Source organism: Ramlibacter sp. WS9, assembly GCF_003797765.1.
Lineage (GTDB): Bacteria > Pseudomonadota > Gammaproteobacteria > Burkholderiales > Burkholderiaceae_C > Ramlibacter.
Map to the genome: position 1 here is coordinate 229,304 of NZ_RKMB01000006.1, position 12,423 is coordinate 241,726.

General features: G+C 68.5%; 8 protein-coding genes. 3 read left to right on the forward strand and 5 right to left on the reverse strand.

Annotation, left to right across the window (positions count from 1 at the left end):
* Positions 1 to 16: 16 nt before the first annotated feature.
* On the forward strand, positions 17 to 1,135 hold the full coding sequence (locus tag EEB15_RS12455; RefSeq protein WP_158290081.1) for an NAD(P)/FAD-dependent oxidoreductase: 1,119 nt from the start codon (positions 17 to 19) through the stop codon (positions 1,133 to 1,135).
* Between the two features lie 30 nt (positions 1,136 to 1,165).
* Here EEB15_RS12455 and EEB15_RS12460 read toward each other — a convergent pair whose 3' ends face one another.
* The 3 genes from EEB15_RS12460 to EEB15_RS12470 all read right to left on the reverse strand — a co-directional run bounded on the left by EEB15_RS12460 (position 1,166) and on the right by EEB15_RS12470 (position 6,732).
* Positions 1,166 to 2,311 carry an FAD-dependent monooxygenase gene (locus EEB15_RS12460; protein ID WP_158290082.1) on the reverse strand — a complete coding sequence of 382 codons (1,146 nt, stop codon included), beginning with the start codon at positions 2,309 to 2,311 and terminating at the stop codon, positions 1,166 to 1,168.
* Positions 2,312 to 2,327: 16 nt separating this feature from the next.
* Positions 2,328 to 4,262 (reverse strand): LodA/GoxA family CTQ-dependent oxidase, encoded by a 1,935-nt coding sequence (locus tag EEB15_RS12465; protein ID WP_158290083.1) that lies wholly within the window; start codon positions 4,260 to 4,262, stop codon positions 2,328 to 2,330.
* An 82-nt stretch (positions 4,263 to 4,344) separates the two neighbouring features.
* On the reverse strand, positions 4,345 to 6,732 hold the full coding sequence (locus EEB15_RS12470; RefSeq protein ID WP_141510180.1) for a UvrD-helicase domain-containing protein: 2,388 nt from the start codon (positions 6,730 to 6,732) through the stop codon (positions 4,345 to 4,347).
* 33 nt (positions 6,733 to 6,765) lie between these two features.
* Between EEB15_RS12470 and EEB15_RS12475 the strand changes: the two genes are divergently transcribed.
* Positions 6,766 to 7,467 carry a hypothetical protein gene (locus tag EEB15_RS12475; protein WP_141510181.1) on the forward strand — a complete coding sequence of 234 codons (702 nt, stop codon included), beginning with the start codon at positions 6,766 to 6,768 and terminating at the stop codon, positions 7,465 to 7,467.
* An 814-nt stretch (positions 7,468 to 8,281) separates the two neighbouring features.
* Positions 8,282 to 11,239: a VIT domain-containing protein gene (locus tag EEB15_RS12480; protein WP_141510182.1), complete on the forward strand. Its 2,958-nt coding sequence runs from the start codon at positions 8,282 to 8,284 to the stop codon at positions 11,237 to 11,239.
* A 33-nt stretch (positions 11,240 to 11,272) separates the two neighbouring features.
* Here the strand turns inward: EEB15_RS12480 and EEB15_RS12485 are convergent, their stop codons facing one another.
* Together EEB15_RS12485 and EEB15_RS12490 are read right to left on the reverse strand one after the other, a co-directional pair.
* Positions 11,273 to 11,818 carry a DUF6036 family nucleotidyltransferase gene (locus tag EEB15_RS12485; protein WP_141510183.1) on the reverse strand — a complete coding sequence of 182 codons (546 nt, stop codon included), beginning with the start codon at positions 11,816 to 11,818 and terminating at the stop codon, positions 11,273 to 11,275.
* Positions 11,815 to 12,279 (reverse strand): type II toxin-antitoxin system Phd/YefM family antitoxin, encoded by a 465-nt coding sequence (locus tag EEB15_RS12490; protein WP_158290084.1) that lies wholly within the window; start codon positions 12,277 to 12,279, stop codon positions 11,815 to 11,817. Before EEB15_RS12490 ends, EEB15_RS12485 begins: the two co-directional genes overlap by 4 nt.
* Positions 12,280 to 12,423 lie beyond the last annotated feature (144 nt).

A 12,423-nucleotide genomic window follows, 5' to 3' on the forward strand; every position in this document is an offset into this window, starting at 1 on the left:
GCATGACGCAGCAGAGGTGGCCGATGTCTTGATCGTCGGAGCGGGGCCCGCCGGAAGCGCGACAGCCCTGGGCCTGTTGGCAGCGGGCGTTGAGCAGGTTCTGCTGGTCGACCGAGGCAGCGCGCGCCCCTTTGCGATCGGTGAATCCGCCACCCCCGATGTTGCACAAATGCTCGGCAGGCTGGGCCTGGAAACCGACCTGGGGCGGCTCGGGCACCGGCCGTACCACGGCAACCTGTCGCTCTGGGGCGATGCAAAACCGCAGGCCGACTACTTTCTGCAACGCGGTCACGGGCATGGATGGCACCTGCAGCGCGCCGAGTTCGATGCCTGGCTGTTGCAGCAGGCGGTGGATCGCGGTGCGCGCCTGATGTGCCCCACCAGCGTCAAATGGTGCACGCGGTCGGAGGGTGTCTGGCAGGCAAACCTGGCAAGCACTGACGGCAAGCAGAAGCGGGTGCAGGCGCGCATGCTGGTAGACGCCGGCGGAAGGCGCGCGCCCTTGGCCACGCGCCTGGGCGCGCAACGGCGCCGGCTTGACGGTTTGGTCGGGCTGGCGACGCGGGCCACGGCCACCCCGGCACTGGCCGGCATGTCGTTGGTGGAGCCTTTTGAGCACGGCTGGTGGTATGCCGCCTGCTTGCCCGATGGGCAGGCGGTGGTGACGTTGATGAGCGACATCGATGTCGTGCGTAGCCAGTGCCTGCAGGATTGGCACAACTATCTGTCGGCATGGCGCACCACGGCCAAAGTCGCGGAACTGGCCCCGCCCTGCCCGCCGCAAGAGCAGGACGGCCAGACGCTTCAGCCGAACATCCAGACTTTCGCCGCCCACAGCAGTTACCTGGACCGCGCTGCGGGTCAGGGCTGGATTGCGGTCGGTGATGCCTTGCTGGCCTTCGACCCTCTGACGTCCTCGGGCATCTCCGGTGCGCTGAGTGACGCTGAGGCTGCGGTTCCCGCGATCGTGGGGCAGTTGGCAGGCGACAGCATCGCCAGCCGGCATTACGCGGAGCGCGCCAACCGCACGTTCATTCGCTATATCGAAGGCTTGCACAGGCAGTACGGCGCTGAGCAACGGTGGCCGAATAGTGTGTTTTGGTCGCGCCGCCACGCAGGCCCGGTTGGGGTGTGACAAAGCCGGAACGGCTGCCCGGGCGCCGACCTATGAGTACGCCATTGCCGGCGCGCCGGCAGCGGCCTTCGCCAACTCCAAGCGACGCCCCCAAAACGGCTCCCGCGGCCAGCGCTGCTCCATGGCGTAGTACGCGGCGAGGTTGCGCGCATAAGCTGCGCGCACACCGTCCACATGATGCGTCCACGCAGGCAGCGCCTGCGCGTTCCCGTCCAGATGCGCGATGGCGTGCTGCGCTCCCTGCAGGCCGGTGCACAGGCTGTTGAACAGGCCCTGCGAAGCCAGCGGGTCGAAGGCCAATGCGGCGTCGCCCACGGCCATCCAGTCCACGCCCGCGGCGGCCGCGCAGTACTGGCTGTATGCGGGCGCGATGCCCACGGGTTGGGCCCGGGCGTCCAGGCCCTCGCAGCGCGCACGGATCAGCAGTGTCTGCTCGCGCGCATACGCGAGCAATCCAGCCTGCGTTTTGCACTCGCGCACGGCCGGCTGGTCCGCGTCGGTGTGGAACGCAAGCACGGTGTCACCATGAGGCACCTGAACGCTGTACCACCAGCCCTGCGGGGCCGCCTCGATCAGCGTGGCGCCGGCCCATGCCGCCGTGTCTCGGCCGGGCGGCAACCAGGCATGCAGGCACACCAGCTTGTCCGTGCGGTGGACGGCCGCGCCTGCCAGGCGCGCTGCGCGTGCGCTGCGGCCGCTGGCGTCCACCAGCAGGCGGCAGCGAAGCCGCAGGGGTATGCCGTCGGCGGTGAGCAATTCGCACAGCCAGGGATGGCGAGCGCCCGGCTCGTGGTGCGCCGCGCGCAACATCGCGCCGGCCAGCCATTCGGCGCCGCGCTCGGTCGCGGCATCGCGCAGCAGGCCGTCGAATGCCGTGCGGCCGAGGATCCAGCCGTGGCCTTGCGGATCGAGCAAGGCGTCGCGTTGAACCGTCTCGCTTTGGCCCCAAGCCGAGGCATGCGACCACGCCGGCCGGTGGCCTTGTGCCAGGAAGCGGTCCCACAGGCCCAGATCGCGCAGCGGCACGGACGCGGCGCCCGGCAGCGATTCTCCGATCTGCCGGCCGGAAGGCGTTCGGCCCGCAAGGGCCACGGTGCAGTGGCCCGCCAGCTGCGCCGCGATCACCGCGCCCGCCGGCCCGGCGCCGGCCACGAGCACGTCGAGCTGCCGCTCCATGCTCACAGCGGCGCGCTCATTCCGCCCGGCGAAGCCGCGCGTGCAGCAACAACATCTCTTCGTTGCGCGCGTCGAAAGGCTCGGGCATGTCGACCGGATCGACCGGTGCGGCCTCGCGGCGCAGAAGCGTCTCGACCGCTGCCTGCACGGGCGCAATGCGGTTTTCCACCTGCATCTGCGGTGGAAAGTCGGCATCGCCGGGAATCCCGGACCGCAACTCCAGCACGCCCATCTGGTCGAAGTGGTCGATCATGTAGTTGATCTGGCTGGTGTAGCCGCCCGGCCCCAGCGTGCGGAACCACGAGGCGCGGCGGCTGAAAGCGGCGCGCCTTTCGCTGCGGGGCTTCTCGGTGTCCATCACGATGCTGTAGTCCTCTTCGGTCAGCACCTGGTTGGGCACGCGCGCCGGCCAGAAGCTGGGCACGTAGGGGTCGTAGCGCGGGCCGTAACCGGCGTAGTAGCCGCTGCGGCAACTGGCCGTGTCGGTCTGCCAGGGCACGGCCATCCAGCGCGTGAGGTCGCCAGCCGACTGCGCATACAGCGGGCCTCCGACCGCGAGCGCGACCTGCGGCGTGAGCTGCGTGCCGTAGTTGGGCAGCGCAGGCGCGTCCGGCGCGGCCTCGCGCAGGCGGAACGGCGCGCGGTACATGCTGGCGTGGCGCATCGGCCAGGTGATCTCGCAGCCGGGGTGGAAGGCGTCGGCCAGGCAGTGGTCCATGGCGGCGCGGTCCAGCGTGGCCGGCTGCGCCTGCAGCGGCACCTGGTCGATGTGCGAGGGCCCCCGCGCGGCCGGGTCCCAGTCCGCGATGAACCGGCCTTCGGCCCACTGCGAGAGCATCAGCAACTGCGTATCGGTGACGGCCGCGTTCTGGCGCGGCGTGTTGGCCGGGGGCACGGCCATGGCGTCGCCGTAGTTCCAGGGCCAGGGCAGCGGAGATTTGCCATCGCGTTCGAACTGGCGAAAGGCGTTGGCCACTTGCTGGCGCAGCTCGCGCCAGGTGTCCGACGGATCGGCCAGCTTCGCGACCAGCGCCGCGTCTTGCGCGTCGAAGGGGCCGCCCCAGCCGAACTGCGCGGCGAAGCCCTTGTTCGCCCACTGCAGGCCGGTCTGGTTTTGCAGGATCGGCAGGATGTCGCGCGAGAAAGAGACAGCTGGCGGGACCTGCATCATGCCGGCCTGGATGAACACGTCCTCCATCAGTGCGGCCATGGTGCGCACCGAGCGCAGCTGCGGCCCGTAGTTGGGCGGGGCGACCAGCACCCAGGCACTGTCGACGGGGATGGCGGCGCCGTCCAGCGTGACGCTCGCGCGCACGGGCCCGTCGGCCGTGTCGTCGTGCCAGCCGTCATTGTTGGCGAAAGTGGTTGCCGGCTTGCCATCGGCCGAGGCGGACTTGCCGTGGCCGCCCAGCACGAGCAGGCGCCCGGCCTCGTCGGTGCGCAGCTCGCCCAGGTAGACCGGTGTGCCAACGAACTTTCCGCTGTCGAACTGGTAGGCGGCGCCGCGTTGCCCGGCGCCGCGGATCGTGCGGGCGCCGGGCGTGATGGCCAGGCTCGCACGGTCCTTGACGTTCGCGTTGCGCAGCAACGAGGGATCGGCCATCTTCGGGTTGAGCGCTTCCGGGATGTCCAGCGCGATCTGGAACTGGTACCAGGCGGCCTTCTTGTTGGCCAGCTCCACCGTCCATTCGATCTCGGCCTCGCGCGCGGTGATCTCTCGCACCACTTCGCCGGCGGCGTTGTAGCCGTAGATGCGAAAGCGCGCGGCTTCGCGCTTGAGCGCGCCCTGCGGGTCGCGCAGTTCGCCGGGTGCCATCGGCGGCGGGTCCATGACCTCGGGGCCGATGTAGTAGCCCTCGGGGCTGTTGCCGACGCGCGCCACGCCGATGCCGGGGTGGATGGCCGCGCGCACGATGGTGCTGTCGGCCGGTGGGGTCGAAGTGATGCTCATGGTTTCCTCCGCTGCGTTTATCGCCCGGAGTCTGCACCGAACGCCCCCCTCGCACAACCTGTCAAAGATGACAGGCGAGGCGCTAAGGCACCGGCGTCAATTTGGCCACCGACAGGGCCAGCCACTTCACCCCGTGGCGGGGGAAGTTGACCTGGGCCCGCGCATCCGCGCCCTGCCCTTCGATCGACACCACCGAGCCCTCGCCGAACTTGGTGTGGAACACCTTCATGCCGGCGCGCAGCCCGTGCGAAGGCTCCGCTTTTTGCACCGGCACTGGCGGGCTGGAGAAAGTTTCCTTGGCGAAGCCGCCGCCCGAGTAGTTGCTGCGCGACGTCGGGTAGCCGGAGCCATAGCCGAAAGCCGAGCCGCCGAAGTTCTGGTTCTTGGGCGTGAGGTACTTGAGCGCGCTCTCTGGCAATTCCTCGAAGAAACGGCTCTTGACGTTGTAGCGGGTCTGGCCATGCAGGAGGCGCGTCTGCGAATAGCTGAGATACAGGCGCTTGCGTGCACGCGTGATCGCGACGTACATCAGGCGGCGCTCTTCCTCCAGCCCCTCGCGTTCGGTCATGGAGCGTTCGCTCGGGAACAGGCCTTCTTCCAGGCCGCTGATGAAGACGCAATCGAACTCCAGCCCCTTGGCCGAGTGCACCGTCATCAACTGGACGGCGTCCTGCCCCACCTGTGCCTGGTTGTCGCCGGACTCCAGCGCGGCATGCGTGAGGAACGCGGCGAGCGGTGACAAGGTTTCGCCGGTTTCTGCGTCGGGTGGCACGTAGTCGGGCGCCGGCTCGTTCACTTCAGGCTGGCTCGGATCCAGCCCCTGGCTCGCGGGCGACTGGCGGGGCGTGCCGGGGCCGAGTTCGTCCACGGGTAGCGCGACGGCGTCACGCCCGAAACCTTCCTGCGTGACGAAGCTCTCTGCCGCGTTGACCAATTCCTCCAGGTTCTCGATGCGGTCGGCGCCTTCGCGCTCGGTCTTGTAGTGGTCGACGAGGCCCGACTCCTGCAGCACCAGCTCGATGATCTCGCGCAGTGTCAGGTCGATGGTGCGCTCGCGCAGCGAGTCGATCTTGCTCACAAAAGCTGCGAGATTGGCGCCTGCCTTGCCGGTCGCAGACTTTACCGCGTCATGAAGCGAGCAGCCGCCCGCGCGGGCGATGTCCTGCAACTGCTCGATGCTTCGCGCGCCAATGCCGCGCGGCGGGAAGTTGACGATCCGGATGAAGCTTGTGTCGTCGTTCGGGTTCTCCAGCACGCGCAGGTAGGCCAGCGCGTGCTTGATTTCCGCGCGCTCGAAGAAGCGCAGCCCGCCGTAGACGCGGTAGGGCATGGCGGCATTGAACAGCGCCGTTTCGATCACCCGGCTCTGCGCATTGCTGCGGTAGAGCACGGCGATTTCCTTGCGCTCGAACCCACCGTCGGGGCCGTCGTTGCGGATGAGGTGCCGCATTTCCTCGACCATCCACTGCGCCTCGGCCAGGTCTGTCGGCGCCTCGTACACGCGCACCGGCTCGCCGGGCCCCTGGTCGGTGCGCAGGTTTTTGCCCAGGCGCGTCTTGTTGTGGCTGATCAGCTCATTGGCCGAATCCAGGATGTTGCTGTGGCTGCGGTAGTTCTGCTCCAGCTTGATCTGGTGGCGCACCTGGAACTCGCGCACGAAGTCCGCCATGTTGCCCACCCGCGCGCCGCGGAATGCGTAGATGCTCTGGTCGTCGTCGCCCACCGCCAGCACGCTGCTGCCTTCCCCGCTGAGCATCTTGATCCAGGCGTATTGCAGCTTGTTGGTGTCCTGGAACTCGTCGATCAGGATGTGCCGGAAGCGTCGCTGGTAGTGCTCGCGGATCGGGTCGTTGTCGCGCAGCAGTTCGTAGCTGCGCAGCATCAGTTCGCCGAAGTCGACCACGCCTTCGCGCTGGCATTGCTCTTCATAGAGCTGGTAGATCTCGACCTTCTTGCGGTCTTCTTCGCCGCGCACTTCGACCACATTGGGTCGCAGGCCGTCTTCCTTGCAGCCGGCGATGAACCACTGCGTTTCCTTTGCGGGAAAGCGCTCATCGTCCACGTTGTGCTGCTTCATCAACCGCTTGATCGCCGACAGCTGGTCCTGCGTGTCGAGGATCTGGAACGTCGACGGCAGGTTGGCCAGCTTGTAGTGCGCACGCAGGAAGCGGTTGCACAGGCCGTGGAAGGTGCCGATCCACATTCCGCGCACGTTGACGGGCAGCATCGCCTGCAGCCGCGTCATCATTTCCTTCGCCGCCTTGTTGGTGAAGGTCACGGCCATGACGCCGCCGGGCGAAATCTGGCCGGTGGACAGCAGCCAGGCGATGCGCGTGGTCAGCACGCGGGTCTTGCCCGACCCGGCGCCCGCCAAAATCAGCGCATGCTCATTGGGCAGAGTGACGGCGGCCGCCTGCTCCGGGTTGAGATTCTGTAAGAGCGGGGACGCCGCGTCGACTTCTGGGAACATACGGCATTGTAGGAACCGAACCGGCCCCCACGGATGAACAAACTGTCACCACTCTCGCGCTTCGCGGCCTGCCTGCTCGTCCTGGCTGCTTCCGGCGCTCACGCCCAGTCGTCCTGCGACAGCGACAAGCAGCCACGGCCGGTGGCGCTGCTCGAGCGATTCATCAGCGCCGACTGCGAATCCTGCTGGGCCGATCCGGCGACGCCGCGCGCCGGCCGCGGTGAACTGGCGGTGGACTGGATCGTGCCGGGAGGCAAAGGCGATGACGCGCCCTTGTCGGCGGCAGCCAGCCGCGACAGCCTGGCCCGGCTGGAAGCGCTCCAGCGCGCCGCGCCGGCACAGGCCGACGCCACGAAGCACCGGATCGCCGCAAACGGCCGCCAACTCCGGGTGGCGCACGGCCTCGCCTTCAACGGCTACGTGGGCGCATCGATCGAGTTGAAACCCGGCGCCCGCGGCCCCTGGAGAGCGTGGCTGCTGTTGGTGGAAACCGTACCCGCGGGCACGGAAGGCTCGCCGGTCGAGCGCAATCTGGTGCGAAACGTCTTGCAGACGGCCTGGGATGGCGCGGGTTCGCTATCGAAACCGGAGCAACTACGGCTGTTCGAGTCCCGGCCCATGAGCATCCCTGAAGGCGCCAACCCGCAGCGATTGCGCGTTATTGGGGTGCTGGAGGACGCCCGGGGGCACGTTGTTGCCGCTGCGGTCTCGCGTTGTACGGCCGCTGGGAGATGAGCTTCTTCGCTGATTTCAGCCGCGCCTGAGGAGTTGCGCTCTGAGACCTCGCGGCAACGCCGCACACGGCTGGGCCGCGGCGCGATGGCTACGACGTCCGGCATCGCTTGCTTCGCAAGCTCCTGCCGGATCCCCGCGCTGAACGGTCTTGCGGCCCGCGCGGCGCAACTCACCCCGCCTTGCGGGGTTCAAACAGGCGCCGCGAGCATGAGACGGTCGCGTCGCCAGCGACGCTGGGCCGCAAGACCATTCACCGCGGGCGTCTGGGCTTTACTCGCGCCGCGGCCCAGCCGTGTGCGGCGTTGCAGTGAGCGAGTGGCAGGCCAGCGGTGGCGCGCCGAAACTCCGGGCAGACGGCGGCGCAATGGCACTCCGCCGGTGGCGCGCTCAGAGGGTGGTGCAAAGCTGTGCGTGGGCGGGCTGCGGCGCGAATAAAGCCCAGGCGCCTGCGCCGGGTGACCCCGCGGCCCAGCATGGCTACGAGGAGCGCGCAAAGCGCGCGGATCGAGCCATGCGACCGTCTCATGCTCGCGGCACCTGTCTGAACGGCGCTTGCGCCGTGAGTTGTGCCGCGCTGGGCCGCGGGGTCGCCCGGCGCAGGGGATTCGGCTGGAGGTGCGAAGCACCGAAGCCGAACGCCGTAGCCATCGCGCCGCAGCCCGCCCACGCACAGCTTCGCCGCGAGGTCCAGGAATGCGAAACAACAAACCGCACTCCGGGACTTCGGCGAAGAAAAAAATGCCACAGGCTTAACCCCGTCGCGCCACCAGCCCCGTAGAAGCCCTGTCCGCAACAACAACGAGAGGAAGCCGCTATGCGCATCGCATCCGTCTACAAGGGCATTCTGGCCTGGCTGGCCGCCGGCGCACTGGTGGCGCCGGCCCTGGCATTGAGTCCCATGCCGCCGCCATCCAAACTCGCGCCACCGCCCGATTGGCGACCGCCCATCGTGGCGGTCAGTTCGCAGGCGCAGCCCATCCAGCTGCGCGCCGTGAGCATCTCCACCGAAGTCTTCGCCGGGCAGGCGCGCTCGCGCATCGAGATGCGGGTGTTCAACCCCAATGCGCGGATGCTGGAAGGCGAGCTGCAGTTTCCGCTGCTCGAGGGCCAGGTGGTCAGCGGGTTCGCGCTGGATGTGAACGGGCGGCTGCGCGACGCCGTGCCCGTGCCCAAGGCGCGCGGCCAGGAGATCTTCGAGGACATCCGCCGCCGCCGGGTCGACCCGGCGCTGCTGGAAGCAACCGCCGGCAACCAGTACAAGCTGCGCATTTACCCGATTCCCGCACGAGGCGAGCGGCGCGTGCAGTTGATCGTGACCGAAACACTGCCCGTGCAACGGGGCAGCGCCATGCTGCGGATCCCGCTGGTGTTTTCGTCGCCGGTCGGCCAACTGCAGGTGCAGGTGCATGCCAATGGCCTGGCCCGCAAGGACGTCGTGCTGGTGCAAGCGCCTCAAGGGGCCGAACTGACGGCCGACCAGGGCGGGACCGGCCTGCGGTTCGAGAAGGAACAGTGGGTGGCCGGCAGCGGCCCGGCGGGCTGGCTGCAGCTGGCGCTGCGGACCACCGCCGCGCCGCAGGTGATGGTCGGCGAGTCGGGCGGCAAGCGCTTCTTCGCGGGGCAACTGCCCTTCGCCGACGAGCCCGTGCGCCGCGCGGACCCGGCCCACATCGCGTTGGTCTGGGACGCGTCCGCGTCCGCCGCCGGTCAGGGCCGCGTGCTCGCGGTGCTGGACGCGTACTTTCGCAGCCTGCGCCGGCCGGTGCAGGTCAGCCTGCTCGTGGTGCGCAACAAGGTCGAGCCAACTCGGCGATTTCAAGTCGCAGGCGGCCAGTGGGGCGAGCTGATGCAGGCCTTGCGCGCCGAGCCGTTCGACGGTTCCAGCAACTTCGACCAACTGCCGATCCCCGCCGATGCCGATGCGACGCTGCTGGTAACCGATGGCCTGGCGACCGACGGCAAGCGCCTGATCCAATACCAGCACAAGGCGCCCGTTTTTGCGATCAGCGGCGCTGCGGCGACCGACGTGCCACGCCTCACGCGCCTGGCCGAGCGCACCGGTGGCGCGATGGTGGACGTGAACCTGCTCGGCGTCGAAGGCGCGGTGCGCGCCATGCAACTCCACGGCTGGCGCGTCGAGCGCTTGGCGAGCCCTGCGGCCGACAAGCTCGTCACGCCCAGCCTGCGCGTGCACGGCGGCCGGATCGCACTGGCCGGCGAACTGGCCGATGCCGCCGCACGCATCGATGTTCAACTGGCACATCCGGATGGACGCAAGCGCACCGTCGCATTGGACGTGAACAGCCGCAGCGATGCGGGCCGCTGGCCGGCGCAGCAGTGGGCGCAATGGCGCGGCACCGAGCTCGCGGAAAACCCCGCACTGCATCGCGCGGAACTGCAGGAAATCGCGGCCGCCCACGGCGTGGTTGGCCCGAACAGCTCGCTGATCGTGCTGGAATTGGCGACAGACTACGCGCAGTACGGCTTGCCCGCGCCGCCCGAACTCGCCGACGAGGTCTCGCGGCTGGCGCACCTTCAACAGCAACGCACGCAGCAGGAACGCCACGCCCACCTGGAAGCCATGGTGCGGCAGTTCGACGAGCGCCAGCGCTGGTGGGAGCGCGACTTCGCGCAAGAAGCGCGCAAGACGCAGCAGCGCAAGGAGGAACAGCCCATTGCCGGCGCGCTGGGCGAAGTGGCCAGCCAGAAGTCGGGCGGGGCGCGCGATGCGGCTGCGGGGCCACCACGATCGGCGGCCCCGGTCGTAGCCCCGTCCGCAGCGCCGGCCGCTCCGGCAATGGCTCGCCAGCGGACCGACGCCGACACGAAACTGGCGCAGCAGGCTGCCGGCGGGCAGGCCACCATCGCCCTGCAGGCGTGGACGCCCGATGCGCCCTACCTGCGCCGCCTGCAGGACGCGAGCAAGGATCACCTGTACCGCGTGTACCTGGACGAGCGCACGCAGCACAAGGACAGCAGCGCGTTCTACATGGACGTGGCCGCCCTGTTCTTCGACCGCGGCCAGGCCGATCTCGCGCTTCGCATCCTCTCCAACCTGGCCGAGATGAACCTGGAAAGCCGCCAGCTGCTGCGCCTTTACGGCTATCGACTGGTGCAGGCACGCCGCAACGACCTGGCCGTGCCGGTGTTCGAGCGCATCAGCGAGCTCGCGCCGAACGAGCCGCAGTCGTGGCGCGACCTGGGCCTCGCGCTGGCCGAGACCGGCCAGCACCAGCGTGCCGTGAATGCGCTGTGGGAAGTGGTGTCGCGCCCCTGGCACGGCCGCTTCCAGGGTGTGGGAATGATCGCGCTGGCCGAGCTCAATGCGGTCGCCGCTCAAGCCCAAGCCGACGGACCGCCGCTGGACCTGGCCCGGGTGGACACGCGGCTGCGGCGCAACATGCCGCTGGGCCTGCGCGTGGTGATGGCCTGGGACACCGACGACACCGACATCGACCTGTGGGTCACCGAGCCCGGCGGTGAAAAGGCCGACTACGGCAACCGCCTCACCCGGCAAGGCGGCGCCGTGAGCCCGGACGCCACCGGTGGCTACGGGCCCGAGGAGTACGCGGTCAAGCGCGCGGTGGCGGGCAAGTACGTCATCCAGGCCCAGTTCTACGGGCACCGCCAGCAGGTGCTGTCGGCGGGAACGACGGTCATGGTGCGCGTCACCACCGGCTTCGGCACCGCGGCCGCCAGGGACGAGTGGCTGACCCTGCGCCTCACGCGTGGCAGCGAGACCGTGCGTGTCGGCGAGGTGGAAGTGAAGTAGCGCAGGCCGGGCCCGCCGGTGCGCGAAGTCGATTCAACGGCTCTTGCGTGCCTTGGGCTGGCCGAGGCTTTCCAGTGAGTGCAGCGCCGTTTTCTCTTCTTCGGCGTCCAGGAAGTTCGTGCTTCGCATTCGCAAGCGCACCGCCGGCAGCGAAACGATGCCCGCCTTGAGGCCCGCGCGAACCCAACGGACATCGCGCGGTTCGCCTCGCGCGAGCTTGGACACGGCGGCATCGTTCGGCTCGAGAAAGCTCGCCACCACGTCATCGCGCAGCAGCCGGATCAGCCTTTGCTCCCAGCCATCGGGCAGTGTCGGCAGCTTGGGTGATACCGGGTCCAGGTAGATGCCATGCTCGCGGTGATAGGAGCTGCCCTCGCCGAGCGCGTCCTGCAGGTCGAAGATTCGCGCGGGGTCCGATTTCGTATAGCAATCGGCGTCGATCGACACCGTCATGTCCACAGGAATGGCGGCCACCTCGGCCAGCCCGAGCACCGAGAGGCTGCCGACGACGACGTATTCCTTGTGGCCGCACAACCCCTGCGCCGCTCGCAGCAGATCGAACAGCGCGTCGAGGTTCACTTGCCGCCCTGGAGGCCGGCGGCCGTGAATGGCGAGTTCTGCCGCATGGCGCGGCCCCACCCTTCGGCTTCCGAGCACATCCGCTGGACCAGTTGCTTGACCGGCAGCGCCAACCAGGCGCGCCAGCGCTCGATGTAGTCGGCACTGCACAACTGCCGGTCCTGCCAGCGATCGACTTCCCTGCGCGCGGCGTCGATGTACTTGCGCAGTTGGGCCGATTCGGCGCAAAGCAGCTCGATGCCCAGTTGCTGGTGGGCCATCAGGCGATTCAATTCGACCTGCTGCTGGGCAGCGCGAGCCGCACGGCGCTCGTCCATTGCGCCGTGCTGCGACAACCAGTGGGGCGGCACGATGGCGGCCACCAGCTTCCGGTGGCGCTCGACACCAACCGGCCCTTGCGCGGCCCGGGCAAGCACTTCCCCGAAGTTCTGTTTGACGTGCGAAGCAGCGACCGTGTCCATGGGCCATTTTAGACAAAATTGCATTTTTAGACAATATTCTCGAAATCCAGCCCAACCAGATCGATTGCGTTATGAGGGCTATCGCCGTGCAGCCATGGCGCTCGCGGCGGCGGCGGGTAAAATCAAGCACCGGGCCCAAGCCAT

Bases quoted from the DNA above. Each gene is read 5' to 3' on its own strand.
- EEB15_RS12460 (WP_158290082.1), bottom strand. From the start codon at position 2,311: ATGGAGCGGCAGCTCGACGTGCTCGTGGCCGGCGCCGGGCCGGCGGGC.
- EEB15_RS12465 (WP_158290083.1), bottom strand. From the start codon at position 4,262: ATGAGCATCACTTCGACCCCACCGGCCGACAGCACCATCGTGCGCGCG.
- EEB15_RS12470 (WP_141510180.1), bottom strand. From the start codon at position 6,732: ATGTTCCCAGAAGTCGACGCGGCGTCCCCGCTCTTACAGAATCTCAAC.
- EEB15_RS12475 (WP_141510181.1), top strand. From the start codon at position 6,766: ATGAACAAACTGTCACCACTCTCGCGCTTCGCGGCCTGCCTGCTCGTC.
- EEB15_RS12480 (WP_141510182.1), top strand. From the start codon at position 8,282: ATGCGCATCGCATCCGTCTACAAGGGCATTCTGGCCTGGCTGGCCGCC.
- EEB15_RS12490 (WP_158290084.1), bottom strand. From the start codon at position 12,279: ATGGACACGGTCGCTGCTTCGCACGTCAAACAGAACTTCGGGGAAGTG.